A 17,316-nucleotide genomic window follows, 5' to 3' on the forward strand; every position below is an offset into this window, starting at 1 on the left:
TCAAACGAAACGGCAGGCAATCGAACCGAGCATGTCGTAGTCGACATGGAAGGTATCGCCCGGGTTGGCCGCCACCGGGCGGGTGAAGGAGCCAGCGAGGATGATCTGCCCGGCTTCGAGGGTGACGTCGTACGGCGTCAGTTTGTTGGCCAGCCAGGCGACACCCTTGGCCGGGTGATTGAGCACCGCCGCCGAGACCCCGGACTCTTCGATCACGCCATTGCGGTAGAGCACCGCCGGCACCTTGCGCAGGTCGATATCGCCCGGGCGCACCGCGCGCCCGCCCATGACCACGCCGGCGTTGGCGGCGTTGTCGGAGATGGTGTCGAAGACCTTGCGCGTGGCCTGGGTCTGCGGGTCGATCTGCTGGATGCGCGCATCGATGATCTCCAGCGCCGGGATCACCCATTCGGTGGCGTCGAGCACATCGAACAGGGTCACGTTCGGCCCCTTGAGCGGCTTGCCGAGGACAAAGGCCAGCTCGACCTCGACCCGCGGCACGATAAAGCGCTGGAAGGGGATGTCGCTGCCTTCGTCGAAGAACATGTCATCGAGCAGCGCGCCGTAGTCCGGCTCGCTGATGTTCGACGACACCTGCATGGCCCGCGAGGTCAGGCCGATCTTGTGGCCGACCAGCTTGCGCCCGTCCTGGATCTTTTGCGCGACCCAGGCACGCTGGATGGCATAGGCGTCTTCGATGCTGATGCCCGGGTGCTCCAGGGAGAACTGCCGCACCTGTTCGCGGCTGCGTTCGGCGCGGTCGAGCTGGGCGGCGGCTTGTAGGATCTGGCTGTGGTCAAGCATGGCTGAATCTCTTACTGAGGGTTGACGATGGCAGCCTTGGTGCGCAGCACCAGCAAGCCGCCGAGGGTGATGAACAGCGCCAATACGTACAGGGCCAGGCTGGCGCTCTGGGTGGTGTCGCGCATCCAGCCGATCAGGTAGGGGGCAAGGAACGAGGCGATGCTGCCGAACGAGCTGATCAGGGCGATACCGGCAGCCTGGGTGGTGTTCGAAAGGAACGCCGGTGGCAGTTGCCAGAACATCGGCAAGGCGGCGCTGGCGCCCATGCCGGCGATGATCAGCCCGCCCAGGACCATGACGGCATTGCCTGGCGCCAGGCCCGCCACGGCAATGCCGATGGCCGACATCAGCAGCGGTACGCACAGGTGCCAGCGGCGTTCACGCTGACGGTCCGAGGAGCGGCCGCAGGCGATCATGAAGAAGCACCCGGCCAGGTACGGCACGGCGCTGAGCAACCCGACCCGGCCATCGCTGCCGATGCCGGCGCCGTGGATCAGGGTCGGCATCCAGAACGCCAGGGTGTTGACCGCCAGCATCACCGCAAAGTACACCGCCACCAGCAGCCAGACCTGGCTGTCGCGCAGGATGCCGGCGAACGAGGTGATGGATTTGCGCTGTTCTTCCTGGCTCAGTTGCTCGCGCAGTTGCTGTTTCTGGTTGCCGTTCAGCCAGCTGACGCTTTCGAAGCTGTCGGGCAGGCACTTGAGCACCACCAGGCCGAGCAACACCACCGGTGCGCCTTCGATCAGGAACATCCACTGCCAGCCACGCAAGCCGGCGGCGTCGTGGAACAGCTCGAGGATGCCGCCCGACAGCGGCCCGCCGACCACGCCGGCCATGGGCACGGCAATGGCGAACAGCGCGGTGATCTGCCCACGGCGGCGGGCCGGGTACCAGCGGTTGAGGTAAACCAGGATGCCGGGGAAGAAGCCGGCTTCGGCGACGCCCAGCAAAAAGCGCAGGACGTAGAAGCCCGAGGCCGATTCGACCCAGAGCATGCTGGTCGACAACGTGCCCCAGACCACCATCAGGGTAGCGATCCAGCGCCGTGGGCCGACGCGGTCCAGGGCCATGTTGCTGGGGACGCCGAACAGCGCGTAGGCGATGAAGAACAACCCGGCACCAAAGCCGTAGACCGTGTCGCTGAAGTGCAGGTCGCTGCTCATCTGCATCTTGGCAAAACCAATGTTGATGCGGTCAAGGTGAGCGAACAGGTAACAGATCAGTAGCAGCGGCATCAGCCGCCAGGTGATCTTGCTGTGGGTCGAGTCATGTTGGGCAAGGGCAGCGTGTTCGGCAGTATTGGCTGTGCTCATGATCTTGTACTTTTTGTCAGAGGGCCGTTGGGGAGGGCGGGTGGCTGTGGCTCAGCCCGCCTGGTTGCGCAGAAAGGCGTGAACATTGTTCTGCTTGAAGTTCAGTTGCGGGTGCAGCTCGATCATCTCGAACGACAGGGCCAGCAGGCGCTGGCTTTGCAGCTCGGCAAAATGCGCGGTGATCACCTCGAACAGCGTCTGGGCGACCTGGGTGCGGGTGTCCAGGTCGCGGCCATGGCCGACTTTCAGGGTCATGTGGACGAAGGCGTAGTCATGCTTGCCATCGGCCATGCGCCAGCTGTCCAGGCGCACGCCGCGGCTGCGGATGCCGCCCAGGGGGAACACGCCACTGGCGCCCAGGCTGGCGTGGACCTTCTCGAACAGGCCGGGCAGGTCGGCCTGTTGCTCGATGTTGTCGGTGTACTCAATGATGAAATGCGGCATGAAGATCTCCGTTTGAACGGCGGCAAGCGGCAAGCTACAAGCGGCAAGAGCGCGTGCTCTTCACTTGCAGCTTGTGGCTTGAAGCTTGTGGCTGCTGCCTTCGCGCTACAGCGGGAAGACAGCGTTGATCTGGCCGGTGCCGGAGCTGCCGAACGGCTCGGTCAGCACCTCGACCGGCTTGTTGTAGTCGGCGCCGCCGAGCAGGCCCAGGAGCATCGCCGTGTCGTGCATGCCGCCTTCGCCGTAGCAGTGATTGGCGTAGTCCGGGAGCATCGCGCAGAACTCCTTGAAGCGGCCCTGCTTCCACAGCTCGACCACGCGCAGGTCCATCTGCTTGTCGAATTCGCGGGTCCAGTTGTGGATGTTGGCTTCGGCCTCGCGGTCGTCCGAGAAGCGGTGCGAGAGCGAACCCGAGGCCAGTACCAGGACCTTGCGGTCGCTCTTTTCAATGGCCCGGCGCACGGCGGCGCCAAAGGCGAAGCTGTCTTCCAGGCGGTGCCAGGCGCACCAGGCGGCAATCGACACGACCTTGAGCTTTTGCGCTTGCGGTACATCCATGTGCATGTAGCGCATCGGTACCAGGGTGCCGTACTCAAGCTCAAGGCTTGGGATGTTGTGAGCCAGGGTGCGCACGCCGGCGGCGTTGGCTTCAAGGCCGATCAGCTCGCCCAGCTCCGGGCAGCCGGGGTACTCGAAGTCCATGTTCTTGATGAAGTGCGGCAGTTCGTTGCTGGTGTAGGTGCCCTTGAAGTGCTCGCCGCAGTTGATGTGGTAGCCGCTGTTGACCAGCCAGTGGACGTCGAACACCACGGCGGTATCGGCGCCCAGCTCGCGGGCGCGGCGGCCGATTTCCTTGTGCCCGGCGATCGCCGCCTCGCGGCAGCCATGATGCTTGCCGGGCAGTTCGGACAGGTACATCGAGGGTACGTGGCAGACTTTGGCTGCCAGGACGACTTCGCCCATGATGGAACTCCTGGTAATTGTTGTTGGAGCGGGCTTGCCCCGCGATGTGGTGTAGGACCGAAGCAAGATCGCGGGGCAAGCCCGCTCCTACAGGGATCTGCTTTTAGACGCCCCAGCGCGGAATGTGATGGCTGCCCATCGAGATACACACGTTCTTGATCTCGGCAAACACCTCGAAGCTGTACTGCCCGCCTTCACGGCCAGTGCCCGAGCCCTTGACCCCGCCGAACGGCTGGCGCAGGTCGCGCACGTTCTGGCTGTTGATGAACACCATGCCGGCCTCGATACCGCGGGCCAGACGATGCGCCTTGCCGATGTCCTGCGTCCAGATGTACGAGGCCAGGCCATACTCGGTGTCGTTGGCCAGTTGCAGCGCCTGGGCTTCATCCTTGAAGGGGATCAAACACACCACCGGGCCGAAGATTTCTTCCTGGGCGATGCGCATCTGGTTGTTGACGTCGGCGAACACCGTCGGCTGGATGAACTGCCCGCGGGCCAGGTGCGCCGGCAGGTTGGCCGGGCGCTCCAGGCCGCCAGCGAGCAGGGTCGCGCCTTCCTCGATGCCGATCCTGATGTAACCGGCGACCTTGTCATAGTGGGCTTGAGTAATCATCGAGCCTACCTGGGTTTTCGGGTCTTGCGGGTCACCAACGATCAGCCGTTTGGCCCGTGCGGCGAACTCGGCGACGAACTGCGGGTAGACACTCTCCTGGATGAAAATGCGGCTGCCGGCGGTGCAGCGCTCGCCATTGAGCGAGAAGATGGTGAACAGCGCCGCATCCAGGGCGCGCTCCAGGTCGGCGTCTTCGAAGATCAGCACCGGCGACTTGCCGCCCAGCTCCATGGAGTACTTCTTCAGGCCTGCGGTCTGCATGATCTTCTTGCCGGTGGCGGTGCCGCCGGTAAAGGAGATCGCACGCACGTCCGGGTGACGCACCAGGGCATCGCCGGCGGTGGCGCCGTAGCCCTGGATGACGTTGAGCACACCCTTGGGGATACCGGCTTCGACGGCCAGGCGCCCCAGTTCGTTGGCGGTCAGCGGCGACAGTTCGCTCATCTTCAGCACGGCGGTGTTGCCCAGGGCCAGGCACGGCGCAGTCTTCCAGGTCGCGGTCATGAACGGCACGTTCCACGGCGATACCAGCCCGCACACGCCCACCGGCTGGTACAGGGTGTAGTTGAGCATCTGGTCGTCGACCGGGTAGGTGTGGCCGTCCATGCGCGTGCAGACTTCGGCGAAGAAGTCGAAGTTGTGCGATGCGCGGGGGATCAGCACGTTTTTGGTCTGGTGGATCGGCAAGCCGGTGTCGAGGGTTTCCAGCTCGGCCAGGTGTGGCACGTTCTGCTCGATCAGTTCGCCGAGCTTGCGCATCAGCCGGGCGCGCTCCTTGGCCGGGGTGTTGGCCCATTTCGGGAAGGCTTCCTTTGCCGCCGCAACAGCCTGGGCAACCTCGTCGGCGCCGCCGCTGGCGACTTCGCCAATGGCCTCGCCGGTGGCCGGGTTGTAGTTGACGAACACGTCTTTGCTTTCGACCTCGCGGCCGTTGATCCAGTGTTTGATCATGTTGCTCATGCCTCTTGGCGGTTGAGGGCGAAGAACTCGGCTTCGCTGACAATTCGGTTGACCAGGCGCCCGACGCCTTCGACTTCGACCACCACTTCGTCGCCCGGCACCACGTCGGCCAGGCCCTCGGGGGTGCCGGTGGCGATCATGTCGCCCGGCTGCAGGGTCATGAAGCTGGACAGGTATTCGATCAGGTAGGGGATGTCGAAAATCATGTCCTTGGTACTGCCTTGCTGCTTGAGTTCACCGTTGATCCAGGTGCGCAAGGTCAGGTTGCCGGCATCCGGCACATCGGCGACGTCGACGATCCACGGCCCGACCGGGGTGGTGGCGTCGCGGTTTTTCACTCGCAGGTTGGGCCGGTAGTAGTTCTCCAGGTAATCGCGGATGGCGTAGTCGTTGCACACCGTGTAGCCGGCCAGGTACTTGAGTGCATCCTCGCGCTTGACGTTGCGCGCAGGCTTGCCGATCACCGCCACCAGCTCGCACTCGTAGTGCATGTAGGCGACGTTGTCCGGGCGCCAGCTGACCTGGTTGTGGCCGGTGTAGGTGCCCACCGATTTGACGAACGCCAGCGGTTCGGTGGGCGGCGTGAAGGCCAGTTCCGCGGCGTGGTCGGCGTAGTTCAGGCCCAGGGCGAACATGTTGCCGGTGGCCGGTGGCAGCCACTCGACCTGCTGCTCCGGCAACAACCGGCCATCAGCCAGGCGCACGGCGTTGTCGGCCTCGACGGTGACGGCGTGGACTTCACCCTGGTAGCGGATACGTGCGTGTTTCATCAGCGCTTCTCCTGCGCGGCAACGATGCTGTTGGTCAGGCGCCCGAGGCCGCTGATCTCGACTTCTACCTGGTCCCCGGGCAGTACATCGACGCGGCCTTCGGGGGTGCCGGTGATCAGCACATCACCTTCGTGCAGGGTCATGAACTCGCTGATCTCGGCAATCAGTTGGGCAACGCTGCGGACCATGTTGGCGGTGCTGTTTTGCTGGCGCAGTTGGCCATTAATGAACAGCTTGATGCTCAGTTGCTGCGGGTCGGCAACCTGCGCGGTGGGTACCAGCTCAGGGCCCAGGGCGCAGAAGCCGTCGCGGCACTTGGCCTTGACCGCCGGGCGGTAGTAGCTGTCTTCCGGCAGGCTGAATTCGTTGACGATGGTGTAGCCGGCAACATGCGCCAAGGCGTTGTCGACGCTGACCCGGGTGGCACGCTTGCCGATCACCACACCCAGGGCCGGGCCCGGTTGCAGCTGCTCGATGCCCTGCGGGTAGACCACCGGCTGGCCGTGACCATTACGGGTGTTGGGGGTCTTGATGAACAGCACCGGCTTGACCGGCGGCTTTTGATACGGCGGCTGTTCGAATTCGGCGAGACGCTGGTTCAGCAAACCCTGATAGTTCAGCGCAACGCCGAACAGGGTACCGCTGGCAGCATCGTGCAAGGCACGGCTCATGGGCTTCTCCTGGCTGGGGCAGGGGCAGGGTCCCTGCTCGAATAATTGTTAATGTGTTAACGTTATAATTAAGATGTTAACGAAATGCAAGCGGCTTGCTGCAGGAGTAAGCTGGCGGCACAACAATAAGAGTGAGCAGGGCCATGAGCGAGCGCCAGCCAATCCCCAACATCAACATCGGTCAGGTCTACGATCAGCGCTACAGCGATGCCGAGGTGCACTACGACAAGCTCGGCAACCTGGCCGGGTTCTTCGGCCGCAACATGCCGGTGCACCGCCATGACCGGTTTTTCCAGGTGCATTACGTCGAGAGCGGCACGGTGCGGGTGTACCTGGACGACCAGCAGTACGTCGAATCGGGGCCGATGTTCTTCCTCACCCCGCCGACCATCCCGCATTCCTTCGTCACCGAGCCCGATGCCGACGGCCATGTGCTGACCGTGCGTCAGCAACTGGTCTGGCAGTTGCTCGAAGCCGATCCTGGGTTGGCGCCGGGGCCGCAGGTGGCGCCGGCCTGCGTGGCCTTGAGCGGCCTGGAGCCGAGCTACGCCGCCGAGGCGCGGCGCCTGGCGCTGCTGTTCGATGAGCTGCACAGCGAGATCAACGCCAGCGCAGCCGGGCGCGCGGCGGCCCTGGAAAGCCTGACGCGGCTGATCATGACCAGCCTGCTGCGCCTGTGCGCCCGCTCGCTGCCGGCCCGGCCAACCCGGCATGAAGACCTGCAGGTGTTCCATCGTTTCAACGAACTGATCGAGGCCCACTACCTCGAACACTGGCCGCTGGCGCGCTATGCCCAGGGCATCGGCGTCACCGAGGCGCGGCTCAACGAAGTGTGCCGGCGCATCGCCGACTTGCCGTCCAAGCGGCTGATCCTCGAACGGCTGATGCAGGAGGCGCGGCGCCTGCTGCTGTACACCGGCAGCTCGGCCAACGAGATCTGCTACCGCCTGGGTTTCAAGGACCCGGCGTATTTCAGCCGGTTCTTTTTGCGTTACGCGCAACTGACGCCGGGGGAATACCGCCAGCGTCAGGCGGGGTTGCGCTAGGCCTGGCCGCGTAGCCAGAGATTGTCGAAACGCCAGGTGCTGAACAGCGTCTGCTCGGCTGCGGCGCCACCGACCTGGCGCGAGAAGGCATCAAGCAGATTCACATAGCCCCAGATCAGCAAGCCGCCGCGCTCGTACTGGATCTGCTGGGCCTGGTGCACCAGGGCGCTGCGCTTGGCCAGATCCGGCTGGGCCATGGCCTGGAGGAACAGTTGGCTGAACTGCGGGTCGTTGAAGTGGGTCTTGTTGGCCACGGCAAAGGGCGCATCGATGTGCATGGCGCTGGCCAGAAACGGCGCGCCGATGGTACCGCCGGTGCTCAGTTGCCACTGATCGTGCTGCGGGCCGTCGAAGGTGGCCTGGTCGACCTGACGCACCTTGAGGGTCACGCCGATGGCCTTGGCCTGCTCGGCGAACACCAGGGCCGAAGCCAGGGCCGGGCCGCTGGTGGTTACCAGCTCGACTTCGAGCTTGTCATAGCCGGCTTCGCGCAGCAGTTGCGCCGCCCGTTGCGGGTCATGCGGGCGTGGGCCGAGGCGGTGGTTGAAGGTCGGGTCGTTCGGTGCGTACAGGTCGTTGGCTACCCGGCCCTGGCCATTCAAGGCGCGGCGCACCAGCTCCGGGCGGTCGGCGAGCAGGCGCAACGCCTCGCGGACTTTCGGGTTGTCGAACGGCGGCTTGCTGGTGTTCATCTCGAACGACAGCCAGTTGCCGCTGACCGAAGTCACCAGTTGCAGGCGCGGGTCGCGTTCGATGATCTGCAACTGCTCGCTGGGCAGGCCGTTGGCCATGTCGATCTGCCCGGCGCGCAAGGCGGCCAGACGCGAGACCTGGTCCTTGAAGTCGATGATCTCCAGTTCGTCGGCGTAGGGTCTGGCGTCCTTGTAGTAGTTTTCGAAGCGGCTGAACACCGAGCGCTGGCCGGGGGTGAAGCTTTTCAGCTTGTAAGGGCCGGCGCCGACCGGGTTGGTCAGCGGGTGGTAATCGACCGGGACGATGCCGCCGAAGTTGACCCAGGTTTCTGCCAGCGGCAGGTAGCTGCGCCCGTCCTTGAAACGGATGCGCACGGTGCGCGCGTCGAGCTTTTCCAGGTTGTCGCGGTCGACCCAGTGCAGCAGCGCAGCATAGGGCGAGGCCAGTTGCGGGTCGGTCAGGCGGCGAATGGAGAAGATCAGGTCGTCGGCATCGATAGTCTTGCCGTTGTGAAACTCAAGGCCCTGGCGCAGGCGTACGGTCCAGGTGCTGGCGTCGGCGCTGGCCTCGGCTTCTTCGGCCAGGGCCAGGCGCGGTTGCATCTGCTCGTCCCATTCCCACAGCTTGCTGTACAGGGCAAAGCCGCGGACGATGCCGCTGCCGATCGGTTTGTGGGCGTCGAGGTTGCCGACCTGGCCGCCGGACAGCACGCCCAGGCGCAGGCGCCCGCCATGGCGCGGCTGGTCGCTGGCCAGGTTGCTGGCAGCAGGTGTATCGGGGCCGCAGCCGCTGAGCAGCATGCCGCCGCCTAGCGCCAGGCTATAGCCGAGAAAACGCCGGCGCTGGTAATCAAAAGGGTCCATGGCCTCAGCCTCCTGCCGCACGCAGGGCCGGCGCCTGGGTGTCGATCCGCCGTAATGGCGCTCGCTCGCCGCGAAAGTGCGGGAGGATGTGCTCGCCCAGGCGGTAGGCTTCTTCCAGGTGCGGGTAGCCGGCGAGGAAGAACAGGTCGATGCCTAACTGGTTGTACTCGCGAATCCGTGCCACCACGTTCTCGTAGCTGCCGACCAACGCCAGGCCCGGCGGGATGCCGATGTAGCCGAAGCCGGCCCAGACATTGGGGTAGATGAAAAAGTCGTCGAACGGCCGGCTTTGATCCTTGGCCGAGTACTCATTTTCGTAACTGAGCTTGCGCGCAGTGCGCAGCCCGGCATGGGCGGCCACGGCCTTGACCGCGCCCTTGGCCACGCCTTCGTCGAAGAAGCGCTTGGCCTCGGCCAGGGCCTGGGCTTCGGTCTCGCGGGTGATCACATCGATCGACAGGCCGAAGCGGATGTTGCTGCGGCCATGCTTGAGCGCCCGTTCACGGATATCGGCGATCAGTGCGCGGATCTCGTCCGGATGCTCGGCGCGCATCAGGTAGAAGTCGGCGTGACGGGCGGCGAACTCCCGCGCCGCGATCGACGAGCCGGCAGTGCAGATCAACGGCAGTTCGGCCTTTTTCTGCGGCCCGCGCAGGCCGCCGCCTTCGGCCTGGTAGAAGCGCCCCTGGTAGTGGAAGTTCTCCGAGTGCCAGTAGCCCTTGACCACGTCCATGAACTCGATGGCGCGTTCGTAGCGTTCATCGTGGTCGCTGAAGTCACCGACCTGGCGCTGGATCACGTCCGAGCCGCCATTGATGATGTTCCATACCAGGCGGTTGCCGGTGGCGCGCTGGTAGGTGGCGGCCTGCTGCACGGCGACCCAGGGCGTGTAGTGGTAGGGCTGGAAGGCGGTGACGTAGCTTAAGGTGCGGGTCTCGCGGGCCAGCAGCGAGCACACCGTCCACGGCTCTTCGCCAGACGGCGCGTTGACCATCAGCGCGCCGCCAAAGCCGTTGATCTCGGCGGCGCGGGCGATCTGCCCGAGGTAGTCGATGTAGGTGAAGTGATCGCCCACGGCAAAGTTCGACACCGCGCCGGTGCTGTCGCTGCCGGCATGCCAGTCGCCGCGGTTGCGCGGATCGCCAGGGAGGAACTGGGTTTCGCCGTGCAACGGCAGGCGGGTAAAAAATTCAATGCTCACGGTGATTGTCCTTATTGCACGGTGGGGTTGCAGATTGCGCTGATGGGCTGGTCGCTGAACACCTTGCGGGCGAAGGGCAGCGAGTCCTTGAGCGAGGCGTTGACCGTCTCGCTGTGGCCCAGGCCCTTGTACAGGTGGCCTTCGACAATCGAGCCGGTCTTGCAGGCGTCCTGCATCAAGGCCACCTGGGTGGCGGCGGCCGGGGTCTTGTCTTCGGCGCCGGTGCCGATGAAGATCGGCTGCTTGAGTTTCAGGGTCGGGTAGGACACCTGCGCCAGCCACGGCTTGAGCTGTTCGCCGCTGTTGGTCTTGCGGGTGTTGGCCGGGGTCAGGCCGGTGCCGAGCACATCGGCCACCAGTGATGACAGGCAGGTGCTGCGCGCCTGTTCGAACAGCGGCAGGGCCTTGTCGGTGTAGAAGTCGCGCGGGTCGATGCGTGGGTCGTACTGCTGGGCCGCCAGCAAGGTGTAGAAGCCGTAGGCCAGGGAGGCGTCGACCTTGTCCGGGTCCTGCTCGCCGACGTTCTTCGTTCCCACGGTGTAGATCACCCCGGTGCCGACGCTGCCCTTCAGGCCCAGGTCCGGGGCGTAGGTCGGCGCATAGGCGGCCGAGGCAAAGGCGCCGGCGCCGCCCTGGGATTGGCCGACCACCAGCACCTTATTGGCCAGCCCCGGCACCCCGGCAATCACCGCGCGGGCGGCGTCGAGGATGCCGTAGGCGGCCATGCGGTTGTTCAGCAGCGGGTGGCCGCCGGGCACGCCCAGGCCCTGGTAGTCGGTGGCGACGATGGCGTAGCCCTCGTTGAGCCAGCGCGCCAGGTACTGCACGTCGCGGTACGAGCGCCCGGCCCAGGACGGCGCGCAGACATCCGCCACACCCACCGTGCCATGGCCCCAGGTCACCAGCGGCCAGCCGCCTGCCGGTGCCTTGCCCTTAGGAATGAACAGTGCACCAGACACTGCCACCGGGGTCTTGCCGTCGATGCCGTCGGTGGAGCTATAGAGGATGCGCAGTTGCGACGCCGCGCCGGGCAGGCTCAGGGTCTGTTCCAGCGGCTCGCTGCGCAACAGTTTGCCGGGGCTGGCGGGGATGGCCTGGCTCCAGCTGTAGAACGCCGAGACCCGGCCATCGCCTTGCAGCGGGTCGGGTTTGGGCGCGAAGGTGTCAGCGGCCATGGCGCTGAGCGACAGGGCCAGCAGGCTCAGGCCGAAGGCGAATGTGTTCTGCAGTTTCATCGAGAGGTCCTTGCACGGTGCGTGTGCCAGGCTTGAGCGAAATGCGTGCCAGGGCGCTGCAGGCCTTGGTTTTCAAGGGCTGCGTTGCCAGCATGGGGGTTGCCTGAGGGCATCGATGCTGGCCAGCCACCACGCGTTGCTGGCCGACTGTTGCTGGAGCAGCAACGCAGAGCACATATCTCTAATAGGTATATATAAATACTAATTAATAATTATTTGTTCTAATTTGTTTCGGGCACTATGGCCCAGCGCTTTCACTGCCAGGAATGCACCATGTCGCTGATAACCCATCCCCACGCCCGGGAACTGACCAAATCCGTTCGCGCCACCGTCCTGGTGTTCAAGGACCCGCGCTCCCAGGAACTGCTCAGCCGCATCGAACGCCTGGCGCCGAGTGAAGCCAACACCCTGATCATCGGCGAGACCGGCACCGGCAAGGAGCTGGTGGCCCGCCATATCCATCAGCTCAGCCGTCGCGGGCGCGAGCCGTTCGTGGCGGTCAACTGCGGCGCCTTTGCCGAAACCCTGGTCGAGAGCGAGCTGTTTGGCCACGAGAAGGGCGCCTTTACCGGCGCCACCAACAGCAAGGCCGGCTGGTTCGAAGCGGCCAACGGCGGCACGCTGTTCCTCGATGAGATCGGCGACCTGCCGCTGAACATGCAGGTGAAACTGCTGCGGGTGCTGCAGGAGCGCGAAGTGGTACGCCTGGGCTCGCGCACGCCGATTCCGATCAACGTGCGCCTGGTGGCGGCGACCAACGTCAACCTCGCCGATGCGGTGGTGGCCGGGCATTTTCGCGAAGACCTGTTCTACCGTCTGCACGTGGCGACCATCCGCCTGCCGCCGCTGCGCGAACGTCCGGGGGACATCCTGCCGCTGGCCGAGTTCTTCCTTGAGGAGCACTGCCAGCGCCTGGGCTACAGCCGCGCCAGCCTGAGCCTGGAAAGCGAACGCAAGCTGCTGTCGCACAGTTGGCCAGGCAACATCCGCGAGCTGGAAAACGCCATTCACCACGCGCTGCTGGTGTGCCGGCAACAGGTGGTGCAGCCGGCCGACCTGCACCTGGTGGACATGCGCTCGGTGGGCATCCGCCAGGAAGAACACAGCCAGCCGCTACGCCTGGCCAGCGAGCCGCCGAACCTTGAGGCGGCGCTGACGGCGCTGTTCGAGCAGAACATTCCAGACTTGTACGAGCATATCGAGGAAACGGTGTTTCGCACCGCGTACCGCTTCTGCCATGGCAACCAGTTGCAGACCGGGCGCTTGCTGAACATCAGCCGCAACATCGTGCGGGCGCGGTTGGAGAAGATTGGTGAGTTGAAGCGTACGGAGGGTGCTGTGCATTAGCGCCTCATCGCTGGCAAGCCAGCTCCCACAGGGGCCGGTGCATGCAGTGCCTGTGGGAGCTGGCTTGCCAGCGATGGGCACAGCACGATTTAAGCATCTGATCCGTATAAATACCCCCAACCTGAATCTGTAACCCAGTACACCCAAAAGCCATAGTAACGGCCTCCCTGATGAGGTCCGAACCATGTATCACTATGACGAGTATGACCGTGCGCTGGTGTTCGAGCGCGTGGCGCAGTTTCGCGATCAGGTGCGCCGGTTCATGGCTGGCGAACTGAGTGAAGAAGAGTTCCTGCCCCTGCGCCTGCAAAACGGCCTGTACCTGCAAAAGCATGCCTACATGCTGCGCGTGGCCATTCCCTACGGCACCCTCGGCGCCCGGCAGATGCGCACCCTGGCGCAGATCGCCCGCGAGTACGACCGCGGCTATGGCCACTTCACCACGCGCCAGAACATCCAGTTCAACTGGATCGAACTGGCCCAGGTGCCGGACATCCTCCAGCGCCTGGCCGAGGTCGAGATGCATGCGATCCAGACCTCCGGCAACTGCGTGCGCAACATCACCACCGAAGCCTTTGCCGGCGTTGCCGCCGACGAGTTGCTCGACCCGCGGCCGCTGGCCGAGATCCTCCGGCAGTGGTCGACGATCAACCCGGAGTTCCTGTTTTTGCCACGCAAGTTCAAGATCGCCATCTGTTCGGCGATTGAAGACCGCGCGGCGATCATGATGCATGACATCGGCCTCTACCTGTACCGCGACGGCCACGGCCAGATGTGCCTGCGGGTCATGGTCGGCGGCGGCCTGGGGCGCACGCCGATCCTCGGTTTGCAGATTCGCGAGGGCCTGCCGTGGCAGCACCTGTTGTCGTATGTCGAAGCCATTTTGCGCGTGTACAACCGCCATGGCCGGCGCGACAACAAGTACAAGGCGCGGATCAAGATCCTGGTCAAGGCGCTGGGCATCGAGGCGTTTTCCCGCGAGGTGGAGGAGGAGTGGCAACACATCAAGGACGGCCCGGCGCAACTCACCGAGGACGAGTTCCAGCGCGTGGCTGCGGCCTTCGAGCCTCCAGCCTACGACAGTGTCATTGACGATGACCTGGCCTACGACACCCACCTGGCCCAGGACCACGCCTTCGCCCGCTGGGTGGCTTGCTGCGTCAAGGCGCACAAGGTTCCGGGTTATGCCAGCGTGGTGCTCTCGACCAAACCGGGCGATGCCTCGCCACCGGGCGATCTGACCGATGCGCAGATGGACGCGGTGGCCGATTGGTCGGAGCAGTTCGGCTTCGGCGAAATCCGCATTGCCCACGAGCAGAACCTGATTCTCCCGGACGTGCGCAAGCGTGACCTGCACGCGCTCTGGCGCCTGGCCTGCGAACGCGGCCTGGGCACGGCCAACATTGGTCTGCTGACGGACATCATCGCCTGCCCGGGCGGCGATTTCTGCGCCCTGGCCAACGCCACGTCGATCCCCATCGCCCAGTCGATCCAGCGCCGCTTCGATGACCTGGACTACCTGCACGACCTGGGTGAGCTGAGCCTGAACATCTCCGGCTGCATCAACGCCTGCGGCCACCACCACATCGGTAACATCGGCATCCTCGGCGTCGACAAGAACGGCAGCGAGTGGTACCAGGTGACCCTCGGCGGCGCCCAGGGCAAGCACAGTACCTTGGGCAAGGTCATCGGCCCGTCGTTCAGCGCCGCCGAGATCCCGCAGGTGATCGAGCAGATCATCGCCACCTATTGCGCCTACCGCGAGCAGGACGAAGCCTTTGTCGACACCGTGCGCCGGGTCGGCCTGGAACCCTTCAAGGAACGGGTCTATGCCAAGCGCCCGGAGGAGCTGATATGCGTAATGTGATTGGCCTGCGCAATGGTGAGGCGCAGTTGATCGAGCACGATCCCTGGCAACTGTTGCGCGAACCCGGCGAGGTGCTGCCCGACGGCCTGCTGATTCTGCCGCTGGCCACCTGGATTGCCCGCCGCGCCCAGCGGCCCCTGGGGCGTGACGGCTTGTGGCTGGGCCCGGACGATGATGTCGAACCGTTGCGCCCGTGGCTGGCACAGGTGCCGTTGATTGCGGTGGACTTCCCCAGCTTTCGCGACGGCCGTGGCTACAGCCAGGCCTACTTGCTGCGCAGCCGGCTGGGCTGGCACGGCGAACTGCGTGCGGTCGGCGACGTGTTGCGCGACCAGCTCAGCCATATGCGCCAGTGCGGTTTTGACAGCTACGCGGTGCGTGAAGACAAATGCGCGCAGGATGCCTTGCTGGGCCTGGCGGGCATGAGCGTGCTGTATGGGCGTTCGGTGATCGAGCCACGGCCGTTGTTTCGTCGTCGCTGACTGGTACGGCGCCGGCACTGGTCTATCGTTTAGCTTTTGTTTGCCCGGCAACGCCGTGCCTCAGGAGCCGCCATGAACCAGGATCGGGAAAGCCGTCGCCGTTTTATCGCTGCAAGTTCGCTGCTCGGCGCCGCCGGGGCCATGTACTCGGCGGTGCCACTGGCCGCCGGGGCCCTTCTGCGCGGGACCGAAAAGGCTATGCCGGCCGAGCTGATCCTGCACAATGGCCGCGTGCACACGGTGGACCCCGAGCGGCCGCAAGCAACCGCAGTGGCCATTCGCGACGGGCGCTTCGTGGCAGTCGGCGATGATGCCCAGGTCATGGCCTTGCGCGGGCCGGCGACCCAGGTCATCGACCTCAAGCAACGCACGGTGATCCCCGGGCTCAATGATTCGCACCTGCACCTGATCCGCGGTGGCCTGAACTACAACCTGGAGCTGCGCTGGGAGGGCGTGCCGTCCCTGGCCGACGCCTTGCGCATGCTCAAGGACCAGGCCCTGCGCACGCCTGCGCCGCAGTGGGTGAGGGTGGTCGGCGGCTGGAACGAATTCCAGTTCGCCGAGCGCCGCTTGCCGACCCTCGACGAGCTCAACCAGGCGGCGCCGGACACCCCGGTGTTTGTCCTGCACCTGTACGACCGCGCCTTGCTCAACCGCGCAGCCCTGCGTGTGGTCGGCTATGACCGCAACACGCCCAACCCGCCGGGTGGCGAGATCCAGCGCGACGCCAACGGCAACCCGACCGGCATGCTGATCGCCCGGCCCAATGCGATGATCCTTTACTCGACCCTGGCCAAGGGGCCGAAGCTGCCGCTGGAATACCAGGTCAACTCGACCCGCCAGTTCATGCGCGAGCTCAACCGCCTGGGCCTGACCAGCGCCATCGATGCCGGTGGCGGCTACCAGAACTACCCTGACGATTACGCGGTAATCGAGCAACTGGCCAAGGCCCGGCAGTTGACCGTGCGCATCGCCTACAACCTGTTTACCCAGAAGCCCAAGGAAGAACTGGCCGATTTCAAGCACTGGACCGGCAGCGTCAAGTACGGTCAGGGCGACGATTTTCTGCGCCACAACGGCGCCGGCGAGATGCTGGTGTTCTCCGCCGCCGACTTCGAAGACTTCCTCGAACCGCGTCCGGACCTGCCCGGCGCCATGGAGGGCGATCTGGAACCGGTGGTACGCCATCTGGTCGAGCAGCGCTGGCCGTTTCGCCTGCACGCCACCTACGACGAATCGATCTCGCGCATGCTCGACGTGTTCGAGAAGGTCAACCGCGACATCCCTTTCAACGGCCTGCCGTGGTTCTTCGACCATGCCGAGACCATCAGCCCGAAGAACATCGAGCGGGTGCGGGCGCTGGGCGGCGGCATCGCCATTCAGGACCGCATGGCGTTTCAGGGCGAGTACTTCGTCGAGCGCTACGGCGCCAAGGCGGCGCAGCACACGCCACCGATCAAGCGCATGCTTGGCGAAGGCATCCCGGTCGGCGCCGGCACCGACGCCACGCGGGTGTCCAGCTACAACCCCTGGACCTCGCTGTACTGGCTGGTCAGCGGGCGTACCGTTGGTGGGCTGGAGCTGTACCCACAGGGGCTGGACCGCGACACGGCGTTGTCGCTGTTCACCCACGGCAGCGCCTGGTTTTCCAGCGAGCAGGGCAAGAAGGGCCAGATCAAGGTTGGCCAACTGGCAGACCTGACGGCCTTGAGCGCCGACTATTTCAGCATCGACGCCGAGGCGATCAAGCACCTGGAGTCGGTGCTGACCCTGGTCGATGGCAAGGTGGTGTATGGCGCCGCCGAGTTCGCCCGGCTCGACCCACCGACCTTGCCGGTGCTGCCCGACTGGTCGCCGGTGGCCAAGGTCCCCGGGCACTGGCGCCAGGGCGCGCCGCTGACCGCCCAGGTGCATCAGTGCGTCGGTGCCTGCGCGGTGCATGCCCACGCGCATCAGCGCGCGCGGCAAGCGTCGGTGCCGGTCAGCGATTTTCAGGGCTTTTGGGGCGCATTCGGTTGTTCCTGTTTTGCCTTCTGAGGGT

General features: G+C 64.9%; 15 protein-coding genes. 5 read left to right on the forward strand and 10 right to left on the reverse strand.

Annotation, left to right across the window (positions count from 1 at the left end; all coding sequences use genetic code 11):
* From hpaH to KHO53_RS21740, 7 genes are all read right to left on the reverse strand, one after another.
* Positions 1 to 804 (reverse strand): 2-oxo-hept-4-ene-1,7-dioate hydratase, encoded by an 804-nt coding sequence (gene hpaH / locus KHO53_RS21710; RefSeq protein ID WP_213570816.1) that lies wholly within the window; start codon positions 802 to 804, stop codon positions 1 to 3.
* Positions 805 to 815: 11 nt separating this feature from the next.
* A complete protein-coding gene (locus KHO53_RS21715) occupies positions 816 to 2,120 on the reverse strand; it encodes an MFS transporter (protein ID WP_010221845.1) in 1,305 nt (434 codons plus the stop codon).
* Positions 2,121 to 2,171: 51 nt separating this feature from the next.
* Entirely contained in the window at positions 2,172 to 2,564 is a 393-nt protein-coding gene (locus tag KHO53_RS21720; protein WP_010221846.1) for a tautomerase family protein, read from the reverse strand.
* Between the two features lie 105 nt (positions 2,565 to 2,669).
* On the reverse strand, positions 2,670 to 3,527 hold the full coding sequence (gene hpaD / locus KHO53_RS21725) for a 3,4-dihydroxyphenylacetate 2,3-dioxygenase (protein WP_036995986.1): 858 nt from the start codon (positions 3,525 to 3,527) through the stop codon (positions 2,670 to 2,672).
* A gap of 103 nt (positions 3,528 to 3,630) precedes the next feature.
* Positions 3,631 to 5,091: a 5-carboxymethyl-2-hydroxymuconate semialdehyde dehydrogenase gene (gene hpaE, locus KHO53_RS21730; RefSeq protein ID WP_213570817.1), complete on the reverse strand. Its 1,461-nt coding sequence runs from the start codon at positions 5,089 to 5,091 to the stop codon at positions 3,631 to 3,633.
* A gap of 5 nt (positions 5,092 to 5,096) precedes the next feature.
* Positions 5,097 to 5,870 carry a fumarylacetoacetate hydrolase family protein gene (locus KHO53_RS21735; RefSeq protein WP_036995985.1) on the reverse strand — a complete coding sequence of 258 codons (774 nt, stop codon included), beginning with the start codon at positions 5,868 to 5,870 and terminating at the stop codon, positions 5,097 to 5,099.
* Positions 5,870 to 6,541 (reverse strand): fumarylacetoacetate hydrolase family protein, encoded by a 672-nt coding sequence (locus KHO53_RS21740; protein WP_213570818.1) that lies wholly within the window; start codon positions 6,539 to 6,541, stop codon positions 5,870 to 5,872. The genes KHO53_RS21735 and KHO53_RS21740 overlap by 1 nt, the downstream gene beginning before the upstream one ends.
* 143 nt (positions 6,542 to 6,684) lie before the next feature.
* Here KHO53_RS21740 and hpaA point away from each other — a divergent pair, with 143 nt between their 5' ends.
* A complete protein-coding gene (hpaA, locus tag KHO53_RS21745; RefSeq protein WP_010221851.1) occupies positions 6,685 to 7,587 on the forward strand; it encodes a 4-hydroxyphenylacetate catabolism regulatory protein HpaA in 903 nt (300 codons plus the stop codon).
* Here hpaA and KHO53_RS21750 read toward each other — a convergent pair.
* From KHO53_RS21750 to KHO53_RS21760, 3 genes are read right to left on the reverse strand one after another with little or no spacing between them, the layout of a single operon-like run.
* Complete coding sequence (locus KHO53_RS21750) at positions 7,584 to 9,143, reverse strand: ABC transporter substrate-binding protein (protein WP_213570819.1); 1,560 nt, start codon at positions 9,141 to 9,143, stop codon at positions 7,584 to 7,586. The genes hpaA and KHO53_RS21750 overlap by 4 nt on opposite strands.
* A 4-nt stretch (positions 9,144 to 9,147) precedes the next feature.
* Positions 9,148 to 10,344 carry an LLM class flavin-dependent oxidoreductase gene (locus tag KHO53_RS21755; RefSeq protein ID WP_010221853.1) on the reverse strand — a complete coding sequence of 399 codons (1,197 nt, stop codon included), beginning with the start codon at positions 10,342 to 10,344 and terminating at the stop codon, positions 9,148 to 9,150.
* Positions 10,345 to 10,355: 11 nt separating this feature from the next.
* Positions 10,356 to 11,579: a lipase family protein gene (locus tag KHO53_RS21760; protein WP_159388487.1), complete on the reverse strand. Its 1,224-nt coding sequence runs from the start codon at positions 11,577 to 11,579 to the stop codon at positions 10,356 to 10,358.
* Positions 11,580 to 11,852: 273 nt separating this feature from the next.
* Between KHO53_RS21760 and KHO53_RS21765 the strand changes: the two genes are divergently transcribed.
* The 4 genes from KHO53_RS21765 to KHO53_RS21780 all read left to right on the forward strand — a co-directional run bounded on the left by KHO53_RS21765 (position 11,853) and on the right by KHO53_RS21780 (position 17,312).
* Positions 11,853 to 12,926, forward strand: coding sequence for a sigma-54 interaction domain-containing protein (locus tag KHO53_RS21765; protein WP_010221855.1), 1,074 nt, complete (start codon positions 11,853 to 11,855; stop codon positions 12,924 to 12,926).
* A 184-nt stretch (positions 12,927 to 13,110) separates the two neighbouring features.
* Positions 13,111 to 14,793 carry a nitrite reductase NirA gene (nirA, locus tag KHO53_RS21770; RefSeq protein WP_100782659.1) on the forward strand — a complete coding sequence of 561 codons (1,683 nt, stop codon included), beginning with the start codon at positions 13,111 to 13,113 and terminating at the stop codon, positions 14,791 to 14,793.
* Positions 14,781 to 15,275, forward strand: a complete 495-nt coding sequence (locus KHO53_RS21775) for a DUF934 domain-containing protein (protein WP_010221857.1) — start codon at positions 14,781 to 14,783, stop codon at positions 15,273 to 15,275. Before nirA ends, KHO53_RS21775 begins: the two co-directional genes overlap by 13 nt.
* Before the next feature lie 198 nt (positions 15,276 to 15,473).
* Entirely contained in the window at positions 15,474 to 17,312 is a 1,839-nt protein-coding gene (locus tag KHO53_RS21780) for an amidohydrolase (RefSeq protein WP_213571246.1), read from the forward strand.
* Positions 17,313 to 17,316 lie beyond the last annotated feature (4 nt).

Source organism: Pseudomonas sp. RC2C2 (assembly GCF_018390435.1).
In the GTDB taxonomy this organism is placed as follows: domain Bacteria; phylum Pseudomonadota; class Gammaproteobacteria; order Pseudomonadales; family Pseudomonadaceae; genus Aquipseudomonas; species Aquipseudomonas donghuensis.